Annotated in this window: 16 protein-coding genes and 2 pseudogenes; 10 read left to right on the top strand and 8 right to left on the bottom strand. The window is 71.4% G+C overall.

Annotated features, from left to right (window positions below):
- The first annotated feature begins 49 nt into the window (after nucleotides 1-49).
- From AC1VWI_RS26405 to AC1VWI_RS26365, 9 genes are all read left to right on the top strand, one after another.
- Nucleotides 50-1645 (top strand): ArnT family glycosyltransferase, encoded by a 1596-nt coding sequence (locus AC1VWI_RS26405; protein WP_499513479.1) that lies wholly within the window; start codon nucleotides 50-52, stop codon nucleotides 1643-1645.
- A gap of 241 nt (nucleotides 1646-1886) precedes the next feature.
- On the top strand, nucleotides 1887-2969 hold the full coding sequence (locus AC1VWI_RS26400) for a LamG domain-containing protein (protein WP_499513478.1): 1083 nt from the start codon (nucleotides 1887-1889) through the stop codon (nucleotides 2967-2969).
- A 351-nt stretch (nucleotides 2970-3320) separates the two neighbouring features.
- On the top strand, nucleotides 3321-3917 hold the full coding sequence (locus AC1VWI_RS26395; RefSeq protein WP_499513477.1) for a hypothetical protein: 597 nt from the start codon (nucleotides 3321-3323) through the stop codon (nucleotides 3915-3917).
- A gap of 6 nt (nucleotides 3918-3923) precedes the next feature.
- Nucleotides 3924-5033: a glycosyltransferase family 4 protein gene (locus tag AC1VWI_RS26390; protein WP_499513476.1), complete on the top strand. Its 1110-nt coding sequence runs from the start codon at nucleotides 3924-3926 to the stop codon at nucleotides 5031-5033.
- Between the two features lie 59 nt (nucleotides 5034-5092).
- Nucleotides 5093-7564, top strand: a complete 2472-nt coding sequence (locus tag AC1VWI_RS26385; RefSeq protein WP_499513475.1) for a DUF2206 domain-containing protein — start codon at nucleotides 5093-5095, stop codon at nucleotides 7562-7564.
- Complete coding sequence (locus AC1VWI_RS26380; protein WP_499513474.1) at nucleotides 7561-8700, top strand: glycosyltransferase family 4 protein; 1140 nt, start codon at nucleotides 7561-7563, stop codon at nucleotides 8698-8700. The genes AC1VWI_RS26385 and AC1VWI_RS26380 overlap by 4 nt, the downstream gene beginning before the upstream one ends.
- The gene (locus AC1VWI_RS26375; protein ID WP_499513473.1) at nucleotides 8693-10018 is read left to right on the top strand and encodes a lipopolysaccharide biosynthesis protein; all 1326 of its coding nucleotides are present in this window, start codon (nucleotides 8693-8695) and stop codon (nucleotides 10016-10018) included. The genes AC1VWI_RS26380 and AC1VWI_RS26375 overlap by 8 nt, the downstream gene beginning before the upstream one ends.
- The gene (locus tag AC1VWI_RS26370) at nucleotides 10015-11271 is read left to right on the top strand and encodes a polysaccharide pyruvyl transferase family protein (protein ID WP_499513472.1); all 1257 of its coding nucleotides are present in this window, start codon (nucleotides 10015-10017) and stop codon (nucleotides 11269-11271) included. The genes AC1VWI_RS26375 and AC1VWI_RS26370 overlap by 4 nt, the downstream gene beginning before the upstream one ends.
- Nucleotides 11268-12398: a glycosyltransferase family 4 protein gene (locus AC1VWI_RS26365; RefSeq protein WP_499513471.1), complete on the top strand. Its 1131-nt coding sequence runs from the start codon at nucleotides 11268-11270 to the stop codon at nucleotides 12396-12398. Before AC1VWI_RS26370 ends, AC1VWI_RS26365 begins: the two co-directional genes overlap by 4 nt.
- Before the next feature lie 21 nt (nucleotides 12399-12419).
- Here AC1VWI_RS26365 and AC1VWI_RS26360 read toward each other — a convergent pair whose 3' ends face one another.
- The 6 genes from AC1VWI_RS26360 to AC1VWI_RS26335 all read right to left on the bottom strand — a co-directional run bounded on the left by AC1VWI_RS26360 (nucleotide 12420) and on the right by AC1VWI_RS26335 (nucleotide 19214).
- A complete protein-coding gene (locus AC1VWI_RS26360; protein WP_499513470.1) occupies nucleotides 12420-13634 on the bottom strand; it encodes a cellulase family glycosylhydrolase in 1215 nt (404 codons plus the stop codon).
- Nucleotides 13635-13688: 54 nt separating this feature from the next.
- Nucleotides 13689-14522: a glycosyltransferase family 2 protein gene (locus tag AC1VWI_RS26355; protein WP_499513469.1), complete on the bottom strand. Its 834-nt coding sequence runs from the start codon at nucleotides 14520-14522 to the stop codon at nucleotides 13689-13691.
- A gap of 369 nt (nucleotides 14523-14891) precedes the next feature.
- Nucleotides 14892-16013: a GuaB3 family IMP dehydrogenase-related protein gene (locus AC1VWI_RS26350; RefSeq protein WP_499513468.1), complete on the bottom strand. Its 1122-nt coding sequence runs from the start codon at nucleotides 16011-16013 to the stop codon at nucleotides 14892-14894.
- A gap of 109 nt (nucleotides 16014-16122) precedes the next feature.
- Nucleotides 16123-17625 carry an IMP dehydrogenase gene (guaB, locus tag AC1VWI_RS26345; RefSeq protein WP_499513467.1) on the bottom strand — a complete coding sequence of 501 codons (1503 nt, stop codon included), beginning with the start codon at nucleotides 17623-17625 and terminating at the stop codon, nucleotides 16123-16125.
- A 100-nt stretch (nucleotides 17626-17725) separates the two neighbouring features.
- Entirely contained in the window at nucleotides 17726-18340 is a 615-nt protein-coding gene (locus AC1VWI_RS26340; RefSeq protein WP_499513466.1) for a sigma-70 family RNA polymerase sigma factor, read from the bottom strand.
- Nucleotides 18341-18602: 262 nt separating this feature from the next.
- Nucleotides 18603-19214 carry a response regulator transcription factor gene (locus AC1VWI_RS26335; RefSeq protein WP_003948568.1) on the bottom strand — a complete coding sequence of 204 codons (612 nt, stop codon included), beginning with the start codon at nucleotides 19212-19214 and terminating at the stop codon, nucleotides 18603-18605.
- 470 nt (nucleotides 19215-19684) lie between these two features.
- Between AC1VWI_RS26335 and AC1VWI_RS26330 the strand changes: the two genes are divergently transcribed.
- A complete protein-coding gene (locus AC1VWI_RS26330) occupies nucleotides 19685-19999 on the top strand; it encodes a WhiB family transcriptional regulator (protein ID WP_319138961.1) in 315 nt (104 codons plus the stop codon).
- 11 nt (nucleotides 20000-20010) lie between these two features.
- On the opposite strand, the pseudogene AC1VWI_RS26325 reads toward AC1VWI_RS26330, so the two are convergent.
- Together AC1VWI_RS26325 and AC1VWI_RS26320 are read right to left on the bottom strand one after the other, a co-directional pair.
- Nucleotides 20011-20913, bottom strand: a pseudogene (locus AC1VWI_RS26325) (LysR substrate-binding domain-containing protein); the annotation flags it as partial.
- 203 nt (nucleotides 20914-21116) lie between these two features.
- Nucleotides 21117-21221 (bottom strand): annotated as a pseudogene (locus AC1VWI_RS26320) (helix-turn-helix domain-containing protein); the annotation flags it as partial.
- Between the last annotated feature and the right edge of the window lie 25 nt (nucleotides 21222-21246).

Raw genomic sequence — 21246 nt, 5'->3', positions numbered from 1 at the left:
GCCCGTCCCGGGCACGATCGGCCGGCCCGGCCCGGACGATTCGGGCACGATGCCGCTCGGCACGGTCTCGCAGGAAGCCGCCGCTCGCCGCGCGGCGGACAGAACGGCCCGCCGGGGTCTGCAGCCGGTCGCCAAACCCCCGAAGGCCGTCTTCAGGACGGACTGGCTGCCGCTGCTCTTCGTCCTCCTGGTCCAGGCGGTCCTCTCGTTCCGACTCACCGGCGCCAACACGGCGTTCGTGGACGAGGGCACCTACATCTACTCCGGTTACCAGGAGATCGCGCACCTGGTGCACGGAGACCCCGTCGCCGACTACCAGGGCTTCTTCTCCGGCTCCCCCATGATCTACCCGGTCGTGGTCGCGACCGCCGACATCATCGGCGGCCTGCGCGGGACGAGGCTGCTGAGCCTGGTGTTCATGCTCTCCGCCACGCTCGCGGTTCACCTGGCCACCCGGCGGATGTACGGCTCGGTGGCGGCGTTCTTCGCGGCTGCGCTGTTCGTCGCCACCGGACCCACCCAGTTCCTCGGCGGCTACTCCACCTACGACTCGATGGCGCTCGCGCTGCTCGCCTGGGCGGGCTACTTCGCGGTACGGCTCACCACCGGAGGCGGCTACCCCAGCATGGTCATGGCCGGCGTCGCCATGTCCCTGGCCGACTGGACGAAGTACGCCTCGCTACTGTGGGCCCCCGTCGTGATCGGCGTCGCGGTGTTCGCCGGACACGGAGGTTCCCCCTGGGAGCGGTCCCGCTGGCGGCGTGGCATCGAGTTGACCGTCGTCTGGCTCGTGGCGCTCCTGATACCGGCCGTCGGCGCGAAGGCCCACATCGCCGGCTTCACGCACACCACCCTCATGCGGAACCCGGGCACCGATGCCGCCTCGTACGTCGCCGGGGAAGCCGCCAAGTGGGTCGGGCCGCTGCTGGTCCTGGCCCTCATCGGAGTGCTGGTGACCCTGGTCGCCGCCCGGCGCGGCACGGCCGCCCGAGCCGACGTATGGCTGGCACTGGTGCTGTTCGTCGCGGGTCTGCTCGCCCCGGTCAACCAGGTCCGCATCCACACCTGGCTCTCGCTGCAGAAGCACGTCGACTTCGGCGCCTGGTTCGCCTGCATCGCGGTCGGCGTGCTGCTCGCCCGGGTCTTCGCCGGCCTCCGCAACAGGGTCCACGTCGGGGCCGGCGTACTCGTCACCGCCCTCGTGGTCGGCCCGCTCTGCTACGTCGGGGCGAGTCAGGCCTCGCACATGTACGGCGAATGGCCCGACTCCTCCGGTCTGGTCTCCACCATGCGCCCCTACGTCCACAAGGGAAGCGACGAGTACCTCGTCGAGAACTACGACGTACCGGCCTACTACCTGCGCGAGTCCACCAACTGGCAGCAGTGGCAGGACCTCATCGGCAAGAGCTACACCGACCCGGAAACCAAGAAGACGCTCACCGGAGCCCCGGCCCTCCAGGCCGCCGTCCAGGACCGCGTCTACTCGATCGTCGTCCTGGACTTCACCCAGACCCCCGACATCGACACGGCCCTCCAGCCCGCCCTCAAGAAGGCCGGGTACCGCGTGCACAAGGTCATCAAGAGCACCCGGACCGGCGACGGCACGTACACGGTCTACTTCGCTCCGGGCTTCGGTACGAAGTGACGCCGGGCGCCGGGAAGTAGGCCGAGGGCAGCCCGTGGAGGGGCGCACCGTCGCCGGGCGGCACGAGAAGGCCGGCGATGTGCTGACGGTGCGTCCGTCCTCCGGGCGGGCGGCGAGCGCCGGCAGGGTCCGTTGCGGGTGTGCTCCTCCCGCGGCTCGTCGTTCCGGGTGAGGAAACGGATCAGGAACGCTCGCGAAGTGCCTTTACGGGACACCACGGTGCTGCTCTAGCATCCGTGGTGTGACTGACCCCGTGGAAAACCCGGAAGACGCGGCTGCCGCTCCTGGGCGGAGCCCCTGGAACACCCCGTCCGCTCCCGAGCCGTCCGCGGCGCCGGGCGGTTACGGGTACCCACAGCACCACATACCCGAGCAGCAGCCCGGGTACGGGCAACCCGGCTTCGGGCCGGCCACCGGCTACCAGCAGCCCTCCTACTCGCCCCAGCCCGACTGGCAGGCCCTGGCCGACGCCAACGAGACCAGACAGCGTCGCCGCCACAGACTCAGGACGGGTCTGATCGTCCTGGTGGCGTGCGTGCTCGGGGTGGGAGCGGGCGTCGTCGCACTCCACTACACGAAGGACACGGACGACACGGCCGCCCCGTCGCCCTCCCCCAGCGCGTCGGCCTCCCCCTCCGCCACGGCCGATTCGCCGACGGTCCCCGGGGAGGACAACGCCCTCGCGGACAAGTCCGGGCAGAACAACCTCATCCTCGGGCCGGACGCCGGGGTGAGCAAGGTGACCAACGGCTTCGTGGTCAGGCTCAGGAGCAACGGCAATTCCTACGCCCAGTCAGCTGCGCAACTGATCGACGTCACCAAGAGCTTCAGCATCTCGGCATGGGTCTACAACGAGGCCCCGGGCGGTTCCCGCTCCGCGATCAGCCAGGGTGACGGGGTCTCGCCCTCGTTCAGCCTGGGCCGGGAGGCCTCGGGCGCCGACCGCAAGTGGGTCTTCAAGGTGCAGACCGCCGACGGCGGGGCGGACAGCACGGTCCTGCAGGCCGAGGCGGCCGCGAACGTCAACACGGTCGGCCAGTGGGCTCTGCTCACCGGCACGTACGACGCCGGGAAGAAGACGATCGCGCTCTACGTGGACGGGAATCCGGCCGATTCCACGAAGGTCCCCGGGATCTGGGCCGGAAAGGGTCCGCTGCAGCTCGGCCGCGTCCGTACGCACGGGGTGTGGGGAGGTTACTGGGCCGGCGTCCTCGGTCACGTCATGGTCTGGGACAAGGCACTGGCACCGGACCAGGTGGCGGGCCTCAAGAAGGGCGGGGCGGGCGGGGACGCCAAGCCCATCGCCTCTTGGCTCGTCGGCTGACGAGCGCTTTTGCCCGTTCGCCATCACGAGTTGGTCACACCATCGACAGTGGTTCGCGGTATTGGACTAGAGTCGCATCCGTTCCGCACATCATTGACTGCCGGGTGAGCGGCGAGCTTCGTTGGCCGGAGTTCCCCGTCATCGCCACCAAGCGTCGGCGATCCTTCCCATGCACCGAGATGCCTTGCGGAGAAACTCATACGGGCTTGCCGCCCCGACGAGCGCCCGGGGGGGATGACACATGAGAAGCCTGTCCGGAGTCGTCCCTGCGTACGGTGAAGTGTCCCCCCTGCCCGGTGTCACGGCCCCGGCGGCCGGGGGCCGGGAGACCGCAGAGCGGTGCGGAACGACATGACCGAACCGGCCGACGAGCCCGACGAGCCCGGCGACCACGCTCCGGAACCGGACCCCGAACCGGATCAGCCGTCACCCCGCCAGGCACCTGTGGACCAGCAGGACCCTGAGACACGCCGTCCCCCGGCCTCGCCGCGACGCAGGATCGCCGGTGCGGCGGTGGCCGTGGTGGTCGCCGTCGCTCTGGGGGCGGGGCTCTGGTCGGTGCCGGCGGTACGCACGGTGCTGCTGCAGTCCTTCACCCGGCAGCCGGCCCCGTTCACCGAGATCTACTTCACGGCTGCGCCCCGCTTCGACGGCAGCACGCTGATCGTCCCCGTCGCCGTGAACGCCCACGGCACGGGCCCCGCACCGCTGCGGCTGAAGCTGACGCTGGAATCGGCCAAGGGCAAGGTCGTGGCCACCAGGACGGTGGGGCTGAAACCGAAGGACGGCAAGGCCGTGCCCGTCGTCACGCGCTTCACCAAGACCACGGGCACGACGCTCGTACGGGTGGCCCTCGTCGGGCACGAGCAGACATTGCACTACAACTTCGTGACGCCGAAGGCCGTGACCGGGCCGCTCGGTACGCCGCCCCCTGACGTACGAGACTGAAGCCTGATGCGACGCACCATTCTGCAGATCACCCCGTACTACCCGCCCCATCTGGGCGGGCTCGAACGCGTGGTGGAGCACCTCGCCATCCAGCTCGGGCAGCGCCACGACGTGCGGGTCATCACCACCGCCCTCGGTGCCGACGGCGGACCGCGCCGCTACGGCGCCGGCCGGGTCACCATACGGCGGCACCGCGCGGTCGAGGTCGCGCACACCGCGCTCGCACCGGGCCTGCCCGTCTCGCTGGCGGTGCGCGCGCCCCGCGACGCCGTGCTGCACGTGCACTGTGCGCACGCGTTGATGCCCGAGCTCGTCGCCGTCATCGCCCGCATGCGCGGACAGCGCTTCATCCTCCACTTCCACCTCGACGTCGAAGCCTCCGGGCGCTTGGGTGGGCTGCTGCCCGCCTACAAGAAGCACGTCTTCGGACGGTCGATGCGCGCCGCCGCCGGGGTGATCGTGCTGACCGAGGAGCAGGGCGCCTTCGTCCGCGAGACGTACGGCGTCCGGGCGGACAGGGTGTTCGTCGTCCCCAACGGCGTGGGGGCCGGCTACTTCATGCCGGTGCGGGAGACGGCACAACGTCCCTTGCGGTTGCTGTTCGTCGGCCGTCTGAGCTCGCAGAAGAACGTGGCACGGCTGCTGGAGGCGACGGCCCTGCTGCGGGAGCCGGTGCAGCTGCGGATCGTCGGCGACGGCGAGCTGCGGGAGAAGCTGGAGGCGCACGCCGCCGAACTGGGTCTGCGGAACGTCGAGTTCTCGGGCGGGCTCCTCGGCGAGCACCTGGTGCGGGCGTACGCGGACGCCGACGTCTTCGTGCTGCCCTCCGACCGGGAGGGCATGCCGCTGGTCGCCTTGGAGGCGATGGCCGCCGCCCTGCCGGTCGTCGCGACCGACGTCCCCGGCACCGCCGAACTGCTCAAGGGTGTCGGGCTGCTGGCCGCTCCCGAACCGGCGGCGCTGGCCGCCGCCATCGACTCGGTGGCCGCCGACCCCGGTCTGCGCCTGCGGCTCGCCCGCAGGAGTGCCGCGACCGCCCCCGACTACTCCTGGGAGGCCGTGGCAGCCCTGGTCGAGCAGGTCTACGCCCACGTCTACCCAGAGGCCGGCGCATGACGGCCCGTGGCACGGGAAGCAGCGGTCGGCGCACGACCTCCCGCCCGTCGTGGGCCGTCGTGGCGGACGACGCGGACGACGCGGATCTGGACAGGGAGCCGGAGCCGGCCGAGAGCGACGCCTCGCCGGCCGGGTCCGGGCACGAACGGAAGCGGCAGGGCCGGGGCCCGCGCCGCCACGCGGCGTCGGCGGGCGATGCCCAGGCCGCCGGCCTGCGGCTCCCGGACCTCGTACGGGGACGCCTCGGGGTGCTGCTCGCCATCGCGGTGGCCTGTGTCGTGGAGATGCTGCCCGGCGTGCCCGGGGTGCTGCTGACGGTGGCCGGCCTGTGGCTGCTGTTCGGTGCGCCCGTCGCGGTGTGGCGCGGCGTCGCCTCCCGGGTGGTGTCCACCAGGGACGGCAGCTTCCTGCTCGCCGTCGGCATGGCGGTCATCACGGATCTCGTGATCGCCCTCGCCGTGAACACGGTGCTGCCGCTGGCCGGGGTGGAACGCCCGCTGACCAGGGTGTCCCTGGCCGGGGCCACGGCGCTCACGCTCATCGTGATCGGCGCGTTCGTGCCGGAGGAGGAACGGACCGACAAGAGCAGGTCCTGGCTCCGCGACGGACTGCCGCCGGGCGCGATCCCCGTGGGGGCGTTCGCCGGCGTCGCCCTGGTGCTGTCGGTCGCAGGGCCCATCAGGCTGAACAACGGCTACGGCGGGGCGGTCAGCACGGCTGCGATGCCGGCCGTCATCGCGCTGCTGGTCCTGCTCATGGTCCGCCGCCGGCGCTACCCGGTCAGCGTCCTCGAGACCGGTCTGTTCCTCGGCGCGACCGCGCTGCTCATGCTGAACTCGTTGCGCGGCTGGTCCATCACCGGACACGACATCCAGCGCGAGTACGAGTACTACCGGCTGACGCTCGGCGGATCGCTCTGGGACGTCTCCAAGTACCCCGACGCCTACAACGCCTGCCTCAGCGTCACGCTGCTGCCCGTGAGCGTGTTCCGGCTCACCGCGATCCCCGACGTCTACATCTTCAAGATCGTGCTGCCGGTGCTGTTCGCGCTCACTCCGGTGCTGGTCCACCGCTCCGTCCGCAACGTCGCACCGCATCTGGTGTCGCTGTTGTCGGCCGTCTTCTTCATGCTCTTCCCCACCTTCCTGTCCGACATGACCTTCCTGGGCCGCCAGGAGGTCGCGTTCGTGCTGCTCGGTTGCGGCATGGTCGTGCTCACCGACTCCGGGCGGCCCCTGCGCGTGCGGCAGATCGCCTTCGTGGTGCTGCTGGCCGGCATCACGCTCTCGCACTACTCGACGATCTACGTCGTGATCGTCGTCCTCGGGGTCGCCCTCGTCGCCGACGTGATCTGGCGCACGGCGGACCGCTACAAATCCAGGCGCGCGCGCAAGCGCACATACCGCCCTACCGTGGCCGCACCCTTCCTGACCTGGTGGATCGTGGCGGGGGCAGCGGTCATGGCGCTGGCCTGGGCGGGCCCGGTCACGCACACGAGCGGGCAGCTACGGAGCACGCTGAGCGCGGTCGTGCAGGAGATCAAGAACCCGGGGCACGCGCGCGCCGGTTCGTCCGACACCTCGTACAGCCTCTTCGGAGGCGGGCCCTCGCTGACGGCCGAGCAGCGGCTGGGCGACTACCGCGAGGAGACCGTGCGGGAGACGGCCGCCGACCGGGCGAAGGGGACGTACCTGCCCCTCGGGACGGTGGACGCCTACCCGACCCCTGTCGTGCCCAAGCAGAACATGGCCCCCACCGCCGCGGGGCGGGTGCTGGAAGGCATCGGCCTGAAGGCGACCACGGTCAACTCCCTGCTGCGCCAGTTCACCGCCGGCCTGATGCAGCTCCTGCTGATCATCGGCCTCATCGTCATCGACGTCGGGCGACGCGGGGCCTTCCGCCCACGGCGCGAGCAGACCACGCTGGCCATCGGCGCCATCGCCCTCCTCGGGGTCCTCACGGTCGTGCCCCAGCTCTCCGTCGACTACGGCGTGCTCCGCGCCTTCCAGCAGGGCCTGTTCTTCTTCGCGCCCTTCATCGCGGCGGGCATGCTCTCCGCCCTGCGCTGGACCGGGCGCCGTCGGGCCGTGACGGTGTACGCGCTGGTGGTGGCCCTCTTCCTGGACCTCACCGGCGTGGTGCCCAAGCTGCTGGGCGGCTATCCGCCGCAGTTGCAGCTCAGCAACGCCGGCCAGTACTACGACGTCTACTACCCGAGCGCCGAGGAGCGCATGGCCGCCTACTGGCTGTCGCAGCGCTTCGCGGCCGAGGGCAAACCGTCCCTGGTGCAGACGGACCGCTTCACCTTCTACCGGCAGCAGACCATCCTGACCGGACCCGTCGTGGGCGACGTCTTCCCGACCAGGCTGCGCACCGACTCCTACGTCCTGCTGGGCACTTCGACCGTGCGCACCGGACGCATGACGTTCTCCTACCGGGGCGACCTCGTCACCTTCCGCTACCCCACGGGCCTCCTCGAGGCGACCAAGAACGAGATCTACAGCAGCGAGGGAGCGAGGATCTACCGATGAGGGTCCTCCTGGTCAGCCACTACTACCCGCCGCACGTCGGCGGCATCGAGAACGTCGTCCGGATGGAGGCCGTGCACCTCGCCGCACGCGGTGCCGACGTCACGGTGCTCACCAGCGGCGCGCGCAGCGCGATCAGCCAGGAGGACGGCGTACGCGTCGTCCGTGTCGCGGCGTGGAACGGCGCGGAGCGGGCCGGCGTGCCCTTCCCCGTCCTGTCGCCCCGGGTGCTGACGGCCGCACTCCGCTGGGCCCGCCGGGCCGATGTGGTCCATGTGCACGACTGCCTGTACCTGACCTCGTGGACGGCCGGACTCGCCTGCGTGCTCACCCGCACCCCGCACCTGGTCACCCAGCACGTCGCCCTGGTCGAGCACCCGTCCGCGCTGGTGCGCGGGGTGCAGCGGGCCGTGTACGCCGTCGCCGGACGCGGCCTGCTGCGGCGGGCCCGTACCGTGATCACCCTCAACGCCTCGGTCGCGGAGTTCGTACTCCGCCACGGCGCCCGTCCCGCCCGGGCCCGCCACCTCGCGAACGGCGTGGACACCGCCCTCTTCCGGCCGGCCGCCTCGGTCGAGGAGCGGGCGCTGGCCCGCAAGCGCTTCGGGCTGCCGCAGGACCGGCCGCTGGTGCTCTTCGTGGGGCGCCTGGTGCCGAAGAAGGGCTACGACCTGCTGCTGTCCGGCTACGACCCCTCCGCCGGCTACGACCTGGTGTTCGCCGGGGACGGCGACTCCGCCGCCCTGGCGGGCCGGCCGGGCGTGCACCACCTGGGCGGGCTGCCCCCGCTGGAACTGGCCGAGGCGTACCGGGCCTGCGACGTCTTCGCGCTGCCGTCGACCGCGGAGGGCTTCCCCCTCACCGTCCAGGAGGCCATGGCCTCCGGCCTGCCCGTCGTCACCACCGACGACCCCGGCTACGCGCCCTACCGCCTCGACCGGTCGCGCGTCACACTGCTGGACCGGGACGCCGAGGGGATCCGTTCCGCGTTGTCCGCGCTCGCCGGGGACGAGCGGCGGCGCGAGCGCATGGGCCGGTACTCGCGCGAGCTCGCGACGACGGCCTTCGCCTGGGAGGAGCACGTGAGCGCGCTGGCCGAGTGCTACCGCGAGGCGGCGGGAGCGACCACCCATGGCTAGGAACGGCAAGCGTGCCCTGTCGCAGGACCAGGTGTACCGCAACTCCTTCTTCCTGATGGCGTCCACGGTGACCACGGCCGGACTGGGCTTCGTCTTCTGGGTCGTGGTGGCCCGCTTCTACACCCCCGAACAGGTCGGACTCGCCACATCGCTCATATCGGCGACCTCGCTGATCTCCTATCTGAGCCTGTTCGGACTGAACAGCACGCTGATCCGCTTCCCCGCGCCGGCCGCCTCCCGCAACGGACAGCTCACTCAGTCCCTCGTGCTGGTCGGCGTGGTCTCGTCCGTGATCGCCACCGTCTACCTGCTCGGCCTGCCGGTCTACGCGGAGAAGCTGGTCTTCGTCCGCGACCACGCGTCGGCGGCCGCCGCGTTCGTGATCTTCTGCATCTGCGCGGCGGTGAGCCAGCTGACCTTCTCGGTCTTCGTCAGCGCCCGCATGGCCCATCAGAACGCGCTGGTCTACGGCCTGCTCCAGGGGTTGGTCAAGCTGGCCCTGCCGGTCGCCTTCGTCGCCTACGGCTCGGTCGGCATCCTCGGGGCCAACGGCGGCGGCTACGTGGCGACGGCGCTGGTCTCGCTGATCCTGATGCGCCGCCGGCTCGGCTTCCGGTTCCACCTGCGCGCCCGCGGCACCCGGATGCTGGAGCAGTTCCGCTTCTCCCTCGCGAGCTACGTCTCCAGCCTGCTCAACCTCGCGCCGCTGCTGGTCCTCCCGTTGATCGTCCTGGAGCAGTTGGGCGCGGCGGCGGCGGGCTACTACTTCATCGCCTTCCAGATCGCCAACCTGCTCAACTCCGTGTCGTTCTCCGTCGGTGAGGCGGTGTTCGCCGAGGTCTCGTACGATCCCTCGCGCTTCTCCGTACTGCTCCGCCGGTCCGCCGGCATCATCGCCGCGGTGCAGGTGCCCTCGGTCCTCGTCGTCGCCTCGGGCAGCGGACTCCTCCTGCGGATGTTCGGAGGTCCCTACGCGGACCGCGCGCAGACGCTGCTGGCCGTGCTGGCCTGCGGAGCCCTCGCCGTCGCACTGAACACGTGGGCCAGCTTCGCCCTCAAGCTCGCCCGGAAGATGACGCAACTGGTCCTCAGCAACGTCGTCTACGCCGTGGTCACCATCGGTCTGGCCGCGCTGTGGGCGCCGCGCGGACTGGTGTGGCTCGGCTGGGCCTGGGGCGTGGGCAACCTCGCCAGCGGTCTCTACGCCGCCGTCGCCCTGTTCGGCAAGCGCGCGGCCGTGCCGCAGCTGCAGGCTCCGGAACCGGGCATCCCCGTGGAAGAACCCGAAATGAGCCCAGTCGAGGGGTACCACCGGTGAGAATCGTCGTCATCAACGCGTACGTGCGGGAGAACGCGGGGGACGCCGCGCTGCTGTCGGTCTGCCTTCGCCACGTCAAGGAGGCCTTCCCGGGCGCCACGCTCGCCATCGCGGGCATGGAGGACGCCGATGCCCACCCCTCGTTCGAGGGGGTGGCCAACCTCGGCTCGATCCGCCGCCACGTCGCCGACGGCGGGGTGTCCCGGTCCCGGCGCCTGCTGCGCAAGCTGCTGGTGGCTCTCGTGGGCACGGCGGCGCTGCTGCTGCCACGGGCCGTCGCCGACGTGCTGCTGAAGCTGCTCCCCGCGGAAGCGCGCCGGGAAGCCGCCGCCGTGTGCGAGGCGGACATGGTGGTGTCCATGGGCGGCGGGTACCTCCTCGCACGGCCCGGGCTGGACGGATACCAGAACGTGTTCTTCGTCCTGCTGCCCGCGCTGCTGGCGCAGAAGGCGGGGGTGCCCGTGGTCTTCGCGCCCCAGTCCTTCGGTCCGTTCCCCGGCAGGCCGCAGCGCCGGCTGGTCGGCCACGTGCTGCGCCGCGCGGCGCTGGTGCTCGCACGCGAGGACGTGAGCGTCGGTCTGCTCCAGGAGTGCGGCGTGTCCGCGCGGCAGGTGCGGCGTGCCGTCGACTCCGGCTTCGCCTTCGCCCCCGAGGTCACCTCCAACTGGCGCGGCAGGCTCCAGGTCGGGGCCCAGGAGCCGCTGGTGGGTCTCACCGCGCGTCGTTGGCTCGCTCCGGCCGCCCAGGAACGCTACGAGCGGGCGCTCGCCGGGACGATCGACGCGCTCCAGGCGGACGGGGCCCGCGTGGTGCTCATCCCCCAGGTGACCACGGACTACCTCGGCGACGACGACCGCATCGTCGAACGTCGTGTGGCGGACTACTGCGCGACCGCGCCGCTGCGGATCGAGGAGCGTGTCGACTACCGCGACCTCAAGGGTCTGTACGGCGAGTGCTCCCTGCTCATCGGGACCCGCTTCCACTCGGTGATCTTCTCGCTCACCAGTGGGGTCCCGTGCGTCGCGATCGAGTACGAGCACAAGACACGGGGCATCATGGCCGACCTCGGCCTCGGTGAGTGGGTCGTGCCGATCGCCGAGGTCACCCACCCGGGCCTGTGGGCACTGGTGGACAAGCTCCGCGCGAACCCCGAGGAGTACCGTGCGGTGCTCCAGCAACGGCTGCCCGCGTACATCGCCCGGGCGGAGGAGTTCCCCGCCCTGCTCCGCGCCGCCGCGGGCACGGTCGCATGACCCGCACGGTGGCGGTGGTCGCCCCCTATTACCCGCCCAAGGTCGGCGGCGTGGAGAACTACGCGGCCCGGATCGCCCGCGCGGTCGGCGAGGCCCAGGGGCTGCGTCCGGTCGTCATCACGACACGGCTTTCCGGACTCCGCACCACCGTGGACGTCGAGGAGGGCGTGCAGGTCATCCGGCTCGGCGCCTGGCTGAAGCTGTCCAACACCCCGCTCAGCCCCCTGTGGCCGCTGCAACTGCGCCGCTGGCTGCGCCGGACCGGGGCCGAGGTGGTGAACGCCCACGCCCCGGTCCCCGGGCTGGCCGACCTGGCGGTGGCGGTCTCCGGGAAGCGGCCGGCCGTGCTCACCTACCACGCGGGCTCGATGCACAAGGGCGAGCCCGGCAGTGGTGCGGCGGACCGGCTCATCGGCCTGTACGAACGCCGCGTGCTGCCGCGGGTGTTCCGGCGGGCGCGGACGCTGGTGGCGGTGTCGCCGGTCTCGCTGGCCGCCGGGCACCCGCAGGCGGTCGAGATCACCCCCGGCGTCGACGTCGGGCGCTTCACCCCCGGGCGGCCCGCCTCGGAACGTCCCCGGACGGTCGTGTACGTCGGCCGCATGGACCGCTCGTCGGCCTGGAAGGGCGTCGACGTCCTGGTGAGGGCGTTCGCCGGGCTGGCGGCCGAGGTGCCCGATGCGCGGCTGCGCCTGGTCGGCGGCGGCGACGCGGTGCCGGACCATCTGCGGCTCGCGGCGGAACTCGGCGTCGCGGAACGGGTGGAGGCGGCCGGAGAGCTGACCGGGGACGCCCTGGTCGACGTGGTGCGGACGGCCGCCCTCGCGGTGCTGCCCTCGCGCACCGAGGCGGAGTCCTTCGGCATGGTGCTGGTCGAGGCGATGGCGTGTGGCACCCCGGTGGTGGGCTCCGCCGTGGGGGGCATCCCGCACGTCGTGACGGACGGCGGGACCGGGCTCCTGGTCCCGCCCGGCGATCCCGGCGCGCTGGCCGCCGCGTGCCGCAAGGTGCTGACCGACGCCGCACTCGCCGACCGGCTGGGCGCGCGGGGCCGGCAGGAGGCGGAACGACGTTTCGCCTGGGACGGCCTGATGGAGCGCTACATCAGGCTGTTCCGGTCGCTGTAGCGACGGCCGGCCCGCGGGCCGCTACTTCTTCTTGCGCTCGTAGGCGGCTATCGCCGCCTTGAGCGCTTCGAAGGCCGGCTTCTTCGTACCGTCGTAGCTGCGCATCCCGTAGTAGAGCGACCGTGACTTCTTCTCCTCGGGGCGTGCCTGGTCCTGGTCGGTGTACCAGAACATCGCCTCGACGTACGGGTTCGCCACCACGGCCGGGATCGTGTCGGTGGCGATCTCGGCCTGGCGGGCCTGCGTGACGTGCGTGGTCCCCGGGGGGGTCACCTTGCCGTCCGACACCTCACCGGGCCCACTGGTCGGTGCTCCCGTCTCGGTGAGCCAGATGGGCATGTCGGGGGTGCCGTACTTGTCCAGGATCCCCACCAGGTTCTCCCGGAAGTTGCTGATCCGCTCGAAGGCGGTGCCGGTGCCGGGTGTCGCGCTGGGCAGGGTGGGATAGTTGAACGGGTGGTAGCCGACGGCGTCCACGTACTTGTTGCCGCCCAGCTTGCAGACGGCGGTCAGGAAGTCCGTCTGGGAGAGCCTGTGGCGCGCGGGCTCGGTCTTGGCCACCGCGAGGCCGCCCATGATGACGTACGCCTTGGGGTCCGCGGCCCGCAGGGCCTGGCTCGTCGCCCGGAGGAGGGTGGTGTAGCCCTTCGGGTCGGCGGCGGGCTTCCAGAAGCCGATGTTCTCCTCGTTCCACACCTCCCAGGTGTGGATCCCCATCGCGGAGTACCGCTCGGCGGCCAGCTTGGCGAAGCTGGCGAAGATCTCGGGGTCGGCGGGTGCGCAGCTCTGGCCGGACGTACAGCCCGCCGCACGCGCCCACTTCGGGGTGTAGGCGAGCACAGGGAGCACCTTCAGACCGCGGGCCTCGGCGGCCTTGGCGACCCGGTCGAAGCGGTGCCACGAGTAGGTGTAGGGCGAATCCGGCTGGATGTTGTTCCACGACAGGTCCATCCGGACCCAGGTGACGCCGACCGCGACCGCGTCGTCCAGACCCCGTGCGAGGTCCGCGTCCGACTTCCACGTCAGGGTGTCGCCGTACGAGATGCCCATCTTCACCTCGCGCACGCCGCCGCCCTCCGCCTCGGAAGGCGACGACGACGGCTTGCCGGTGACGGGCGGCGAGGCCGCCGGGCTCTTCGACGGCATGGACGCGGCGACGACGGTCGCGACCGCGGACACCACGAACGCCACGAGGGCGACGAGCAGGCGCTGCCGTCGACTGGGATCCTTCACCATGCGCACAGCGTAGGCCAATCATTCATCAGGTCCTCCCGCCCCAGGACGTGCCCGTCAGGCGGTGTAGTGCTCGCTCGGCACTCGTTCCCACTCCTCGTCGCTCCCTTGGGACGACTGCGCCTGCCCCTGCGCGGACATCAACGGCGCCGGTTCGGGCCGCGTGGAGCGGTCGTACCACTGGGCCCGGGTGTCGGTGCGCAGAGCGTTGTCCCGCAGCCGGTGGCGGAACAGCTGCGCCAGGTTGGCCACGCCGTCGGACAGCGCGTTGAGCTTCACCTGGCCACCGCGGGGCCGGTACTCGATGGGCACCTCCATGCAGCGGAAGCCCTCCCGCACGGCGGCGTTCTTGATCTCCTGCGAGAAGCCCATCCCGTCGGAAGTGACCTTGAGGGTCTCCCAGATGTAGCGGCGGAACACCCACATGCCGCTCTGGGAGTCGCGTATCCCGCTCTTGAAGAGCACGCGGCTGAGGAGGCTGAGAGCGTGGTTCGCGACGGTGTGGGAGGGCTTCATCGCCGCACGGTTCTCCGGGCCGAGCCGGTTGGTGTTGAGGAACTCGACCTGGTGCTCGTCGACGATCCTCAGCAGCCGGGGCAGGTCGTCGAAGGGGTAGGTGCAGTCGGCGTCACCGGTGGCGATCACGTTGCCGTACGCCGCGGCGATCCCGGCCTTGTAGGCGTTGCCGTAGCCGCGCAAGGGCTGGTGGACGACCCTGGCTCCGTAGGACGCGGCTATCTCGGCGGTGCCGTCCGTGGAACCGTTGTCCGCTATGACCACCTCGACACCCCAGCCCTCCGCGGCGAGTTCTTCGAGCGGGATCGTCCCGAAGACGTGCGGCAGGTTCTCGGCCTCGTTCAAGGCGGGAATGACGATGGACAGAGTGGACACGGCAGGCTCCCCCAGCTGGCAGTGTGCGCAGAGGCCAAGTCAAGACCCGGCTTCCGTGCTCTCCCACCCCCCAGCCGGACCGTCCGATGGCATCGAACACTGTAGACGACGGTTAGCACAGCAGAACCACGGATACGCGATCGTAACCGAAAATCACATGCTCATCCACGGCACTTAACCTTCCGGTTGTCGCCGTTCACCCGTAAGTCCCCCTTCCACACGGAGATGTGACGATCCATCAGGGACCGCTCCGGAACCGGCTCGGCCGAACACCCCCTGCTCCGCGCGGCATCCGCCGGCCGGCCACGGAACGCACCGGGGCCCGTACCGCCGGGCGGCGGTACGGGCCCCTGGAGCCTGGAACGGCGGTCAGCGGTGGTGCGTCGGCGACACGGTGACCTCGACCCGCTGGAACTCCTTCAGTTCGGAGTAGCCGGTCGTGGCCATCGCGCGGCGCAGCGCGCCGAAGAAGTTCATGGAGCCGTCGGGCGCGTGCGAGGGGCCGAGCAGGATCTGCTCGGTCGTGCCGGCGGTGCCCAGGTTCATGCGCTTGCCACGCGGCAGTTCCTCGTGCGTGGCCTCCATGCCCCAGTGGAAGCCGCGGCCGGGTGCGTCGGTGGCGCGGGCCAGCGGGGAGCCCATCATCACCGAGTCGGCGCCGCAGGCGATCGCCTTGGGCAGGTCGCCGCTGGAGCCGAAGCCCCCGTCGGCGATGACGTGCACGTAGCGGCCGCCGGACTCGTCCATGTAGTCGCGACGGGCCGCGGCCACGTCGGCGACCGCGGTCGCCATCGGCACCTGGATGCCGAGGACGTTGCGGGTGGTGTGGGCGGCGCCGCCGCCGAAGCCGACGAGGACGCCCGCGGCACCGGTGCGCATCAGGTGCAGCGCCGCGGTGTAGGTGGCGCAGCCGCCGACGATGACCGGGACGTCGAGCTCATAGATGAACTGCTTCAGGTTGAGCGGCTCGTGGGAGCCCGACACGTGCTCGGCGGAGACCGTCGTGCCGCGGATGACGAAGATGTCCACGCCCGCGTCGACCACGGCCTTGGAGAACTGCGCGGTGCGCTGCGGCGAGAGCGCGGCCGCCGTGACCACACCGGCGTCGCGCACCTCCTTGATCCGCTGGCCGATCAGCTCCTCCTTGATCGGCGCCGCGTAGATCTCCTGCAGGCGCCGGGTGACGGAGGCGTCGTCCAGCTCGGCGATCTCGGCGAGCAGCGGCTCGGGGTCCTCGTAGCGGGTCCACAGACCCTCGAGGTTGAGCACGCCCAGGCCGCCGAGGTTGCCGATGCGGATCGCGGTCTCCGGGGAGACCACGGAGTCCATCGGGGCCGCCAGGAAGGGCAGCTCGAAGCGGTAGGCGTCGATCTGCCACGCGATCGAGACCTCCTTGGGGTCCCGCGTACGGCGGCTCGGGACGACGGCGATGTCGTCGAATGCGTATGCCCTGCGGCCGCGCTTGCCCCGCCCGATCTCGATCTCAGTCACTGTCGCTATGCCTTTCCTTCGTGGCCTGCCCGTCCAGTATCCCAGGCAGGGCAGCCGGAAGCCCGCGGCCGTGCGGCGCCGCGGGCTCCGGGTGATCCGCTCGTACCGGTCAGCGGGTGTGGTAGTTCGGCGCCTCGGTGGTCATCTGGATGTCGTGCGGGTGGCTCTCCTTGAGCCCGGCCGCGGTGATCCGCACGAAGCGGCCCTTCTCCTTGAGCTCGGGGATGGTGTGGGAGCCGACGTAGCCCATGGAGGAGCGCAGGCCGCCGATGAGCTGGTGGGCCACCGCGGAGAGCGGGCCGCGGTAGGGCACCTGGCCCTCGATGCCCTCGGGGACGAGCTTGTCCTCGGAGAGGATGTTGTCCTGGAAGTAGCGGTCCTTCGAGTACGACTTGGCCTGCCCGCGCGACTGCATCGCGCCGAGCGAGCCCATGCCGCGGTAGGACTTGAACTGCTTGCCGTTGATGAAGAGCAGCTCGCCCGGCGACTCCTCGCAGCCCGCGAGGAGGCTGCCCAGCATGACGGTGTCCGCGCCGGCCGCGATGGCCTTGGCGATGTCACCGGAGTACTGCAGGCCGCCGTCGCCGATCAGCGGGACACCGGCCGGGCCGGCCGCGAGGGAGGCCTCGTAGATCGCCGTCACCTGGGGCGCGCCGACACCGGCGACCACCCGGGTGGTGCAGATCGAGCCGGGGCCGACACCGACCTTGATGCCGTCGGCGCCCGCGTCGATCAGCGCCTGGGCGCCGTCGCGGGTGGCGACGTTGCCGGCCACCACGTCGATCTTGATGTTGGCCTTGACCTTGGCGACCATGTCGAGGATGCCGCGGCTGTGGCCGTGCGCGCTGTCGATGACCAGGAAGTCGGCACCGGCCTCGACCAGCCGCTGGGCGCGGAGGAAGGCCTCGTCGCCCACGCCCACCGCGGCGCCGACCAGCAGGCGGCCCTCGGCGTCCTTGGCGGCGTTGGGGTACTTCTCGGCCTTCACGAAGTCCTTGACCGTGATCAGGCCCTTGAGGCGGCCCTCGTCGTCGACGAGCGGCAGCTTCTCGATCTTGTGCTTGCGCAGCAGGTCCATCGCCTCGACGCCGGAGATGCCGACCTTGCCGGTGACCAGCGGCATCGGCGTCATGACCTCGCGGACCTGCCGGGAGCGGTCGCTCTCGAAGGCCATGTCGCGGTTGGTCACGATGCCCAGCAGCTTGCCGGAGGCGTCGGTGACGGGGACGCCGCTGATGCGGAACTTGCCGCACAGCGCGTCGGCCTCGGCGAGGGTGGCGTCGGGGTGGACGGTGATCGGGTCGGTCACCATGCCGGACTCGGACCGCTTCACCAGGTCGACCTGGTTCACCTGGTCCTCGATGGACAGGTTGCGGTGGAGCACGCCCACGCCGCCCTGGCGGGCCATCGCGATGGCCATCCGCGCCTCGGTGACCTTGTCCATCGCCGCCGACAGCAGCGGGATGTTCACGCTGACGTTCCGGGAGACCTTCGAGCGGGTGTCGACCTGGTTCGGCACGACGTCCGACGCACCTGGGAGCAGCAGCACATCGTCGTAGGTGAGTCCGAGCAGCCCGAACTTATCGGCTACTCCGTCGGCGTTCAGCGTCATGACACCTTCCCCATGGTCTTGCCCGGCGAGATGTTCAATGCTAATGGCTCCCGCGCGAAACCAATTCCGCCCCTGGTGCGGGGGCCGGGGGCGGCGTGCGCTAGGCGCTCAGCCCGGGAGCACCCGCGGCGGCTTCCTCCGCCAGGGCCCGCAGCCGGGACAGCGCGCGGTGCTGCGCCACCCGGACGGCGCCCGGCGACATGCCGAGCACCTGACCGGTCTCCTCCGCCGTGAGGCCCACGGCGACGCGGAGCAGCACCAGCTCCCGCTGGTGCTCCGGGAGGTTGGCGAGCAGCTTCTTCGCCCACTCCGCGTCGCTGCTGAGCAGCGCCCGCTCCTCGGGCCCGAGCGAGTCGTCCGGCTGCTCGGGCATCTCGTCGGAGGGCACGGCCGTCGAGCCCGGACCGCGCATGGCGGCCCGCTGGAGGTCGGCGACCTTGTGTGCGGCGATGCCGAAGACGAAGGCCTCGAAGGGCCGGCCCTGGTCCCGGTAGCGGGGCAGGGCGCACAGCACCGCGAGGCAGACCTCTTGCGCGAGGTCGTCCACGAAGTGGCGCGCGCCACCCGGCAGCCGCGACAGCCTCGTACGGCAATAGCGCTCGGCGAGCGGGTGCACATGGGCGAGCAGGTCGTGCGTCGCCTGCTCGTCGCCGTCCACGGCTCGACGTACGAGTGCCCCTATGGCTGTCTCATTGCCGGTGGCCTCGTCGCGCATCCGTCCATAGTGCATCGCCGCGGGCCGCTCCGTGGGCTCACACCCGTGGTTGTGCTCCGAAGCGTTATGCGGCGCGCCGTGCGGAGCGTTCCGAGGGACCGCACCGGCCGTAGTCATGTCATGCACCCGCCGCCCCGCCCGACCGTGTCCCCGAGAGTCCATGCCTCAAGCATGCGCCCTCGGCGCGGAAACCGGTACGAGCGGGGCAGCCGCACAGCTGCCCCACAGCTCATCGGCCCCTCCAGCCCTCGAAGCCGCTGCCTCAGCGCACCAGGCCCCAGCGGAAGCCGAGCGCCACCGCATGGGCCCGGTCCGAGGCGCCGAGCTTCTTGAACAGGCGTCGCGCGTGCGTCTTGACGGTGTCCTCGGAGAGGAAGAGCTCGCGGCCGATCTCGGCGTTGGAGCGGCCGTGGCTCATGCCCTCCAGCACCTGGATCTCGCGGGCGGTCAGGGTCGGGGCGGCGCCCATCTCGGCCGACCGCAGCCGGCGCGGGGCGAGCCGCCAGGTCGGGTCGGCCAGCGCCTGGGTGACCGTGGCCCGCAACTCGGCGCGCGAAGCGTCCTTGTGCAGGTACCCGCGGGCACCGGCGGCGACCGCGAGGGCCACCCCGTCCAGGTCCTCGGCGACCGTGAGCATGATGATGCGGGCGCCGGGGTCGGCGGACAGCAGCCGCCGTACGGTCTCCACACCGCCGAGGCCGGGCATCCGGACGTCCATGAGAATGAGGTCCGAGCGGTCGGCGCCCCAGCGGCGGAGGACTTCCTCGCCGTTGGCCGCGGTCGTCACGCGCTCCACGCCGGGCACGGTCGCTACCGCGCGGCGCAGGGCCTCTCGGGCAAGCGGGGAGTCGTCGCAGACGAGAACGGAAGTCATGACCGTCCTCCGCAGCTGATCCGCGTCACGTTGAGCCTCCAGGCTGTACGAATCGTTCACCGGTGGGGATGACGGCCTCGGGCGTCTGCCCGATTAGTTCGACCGCCAACCACTTCCGCACCTTCAACGACCCTCACTCGAAAGAGTTACGGAGTTTGGCGGCCGACTCCCGCACTCTCCGTGCGCGGACCGACACGGATCAGCAACGTCGCAGGTCGCGGCTGTTCGCCGGGCCCCAAAAACCCGCACAACGGGCGCCCGCTTGCAGCACACATCAGCCGCCGACCGGGGGGCAATGTCAGATTTTGCCTGTTTGGAGGCTTTTTACCCGCATGGCGGGAGTTCGTTGGCGATTTTGTGATGAATCATATTTACATCTACTTCGACAGTAGATGTAACGTCGACAGCACCCTCCCAGAGCTTCGCGCCTGGACGGTGTCCCTGCAGCCCACCTCTCGAGGAGATGAGCAATGGCAGACTTCTCCCGCCTCCCGGGCCCGAACGCCGACCTCTGGGACTGGCAGCTCGTCGCCGCCTGCCGCGGTGTCGACAGCTCCCTGTTCTTCCACCCCGAGGGAGAGCGCGGCGCCGCCCGGAGCGCGCGTGAGGCGGCGGCGAAGGAGGTGTGCATGCGCTGCCCCGTCCGCGCCGAATGCGCGACGCACGCTCTGACGGTCCGCGAACCCTACGGGGTCTGGGGCGGACTCACCGAGGACGAGCGCGAGGAGATGATGGGCCGGTCCCGCAACCGGGTCATGAGCTCGCACGCCACCGGCAGTCACTGACCCACCGGACATCAGCCACAGAGGAAACGTTTCACCACAAGACGGACGTCCGCCTCCGCGCGGACTCGGACCGAAGGGCGGTCGCGCAGAGCCGCGAGACGCAGCCGCCCGAGCATCATGTCGACGGCCGGCACTGGGCCAGGTCGGGCAGCGTCACCGCGGCCACATCACGGCGTACGGCCGGCCGGAGTGCGCGCACGGCCACTCCGCGCAGCCGTACCGCCTCCAGCGCGAGGCCCGGCTGCGCCGAGACGCCCATCCCTGCGGCCACCGGGCCGACGGCCGCCGGGTAGTCGTCGGTGGCGAAGTCGATGCGCGGCTCGAAAACCCGCCCGCCCGCACAGCCCGACCAGGTGCCGGCGGCAGTGCGGGCAGCCCGCGATCCACGGTTCGTCGGCCAGGTCGGACGTCCGCACCGGACCACCCCCGCGCGCCGGCGGGTGCCCGGCGGGAAGCACCGCGAAGAGCCGGTCGGACAGCAGCGGCCGCATCAGCAGCCCCTCCCACGCGGCGGCCCGCTCGCCGCCGCCCTCGTCCTCGTCCTCGTCCTCGTAGCGGCAGGCCAGCGCCGGTTCGCACTCACCGGCACGCAGCATCTCCACCGCCCGCGGCGGCTGCGCCCCGGCCAGGGTGATCCGTACATCCGGGTGCGCGGCGCGCATCGCGGCCGGCGCGGTGGGGACCAGGGACGGCCCCGCGCTCGGGAACGACACCAGCCGCACCCGCCCGGCGCGCAGGCCCCCGATGGCCGCGACCTCCTCCTCCGCGGCGGCCAGCCCCGCCAGGATGCCGCTCGCGTGCCGGGCCGGCGCCTCGCCCGCCTCGGTCAGCCGGGTGGTCCGACCGCCGCGGACCAGCGGCGGGGTGCCCGCGGCGAGCTCCAGCGCCTTCGTCTGGTGACCAGCCAGCGGTTGCCGGGATGGGCGTCGAGCAGGTCGCGGAGCAGGCCCGGGCGCGGCGGCCTCGGCGTCCGGGATCTCGTCGATGCCGTCGACCAGCAGCAGCCCGCGGCCCTCGGTCAGGACCCGGGTCTCCCAGCCCGCGGGCTGCGTCCCGGCGAGCGGGCAGCCGGCAGCGGCGAGGAAGCCGGGGGGCGCGGGCAGGCGTTCGCCGTGGGCCGGCTGACCGCCGGCTGGGTGCAGCCCAGTTCCCGCGCGGCGCCCGACAGCGAGCCGGTACGGGCCACGACGCGCGGCACACGGAGGTGGCGGGCCTCGAACACGCCCCGAGCACAAGCGTTCCTTGGG

The sequence above is a fragment of the Streptomyces sp. TOM-9 genome (assembly GCF_056858595.1).
Note: the sequence above shows the minus strand (reverse complement) of the source record. Positions and strands in the feature narration are given on the sequence as shown.

Excerpts from the sequence above, each read along its gene's own strand:
- AC1VWI_RS26365 (WP_499513471.1), top strand. The coding sequence starts at position 11,268 with ATGACCCGCACGGTGGCGGTGGTCGCCCCCTATTACCCGCCCAAGGTC.
- AC1VWI_RS26380 (WP_499513474.1), top strand. The coding sequence starts at position 7,561 with ATGAGGGTCCTCCTGGTCAGCCACTACTACCCGCCGCACGTCGGCGGC.
- guaB (WP_499513467.1), bottom strand. The coding sequence starts at position 17,625 with ATGACGCTGAACGCCGACGGAGTAGCCGATAAGTTCGGGCTGCTCGGA.
- AC1VWI_RS26330 (WP_319138961.1), top strand. The coding sequence starts at position 19,685 with ATGGCAGACTTCTCCCGCCTCCCGGGCCCGAACGCCGACCTCTGGGAC.
- AC1VWI_RS26340 (WP_499513466.1), bottom strand. The coding sequence starts at position 18,340 with ATGCGCGACGAGGCCACCGGCAATGAGACAGCCATAGGGGCACTCGTA.
- AC1VWI_RS26405 (WP_499513479.1), top strand. The coding sequence starts at position 50 with ATGCCGCTCGGCACGGTCTCGCAGGAAGCCGCCGCTCGCCGCGCGGCG.
- AC1VWI_RS26375 (WP_499513473.1), top strand. The coding sequence starts at position 8,693 with ATGGCTAGGAACGGCAAGCGTGCCCTGTCGCAGGACCAGGTGTACCGC.
- AC1VWI_RS26390 (WP_499513476.1), top strand. The coding sequence starts at position 3,924 with ATGCGACGCACCATTCTGCAGATCACCCCGTACTACCCGCCCCATCTG.
- AC1VWI_RS26395 (WP_499513477.1), top strand. The coding sequence starts at position 3,321 with ATGACCGAACCGGCCGACGAGCCCGACGAGCCCGGCGACCACGCTCCG.
- AC1VWI_RS26360 (WP_499513470.1), bottom strand. The coding sequence starts at position 13,634 with ATGGTGAAGGATCCCAGTCGACGGCAGCGCCTGCTCGTCGCCCTCGTG.
- AC1VWI_RS26335 (WP_003948568.1), bottom strand. The coding sequence starts at position 19,214 with ATGACTTCCGTTCTCGTCTGCGACGACTCCCCGCTTGCCCGAGAGGCC.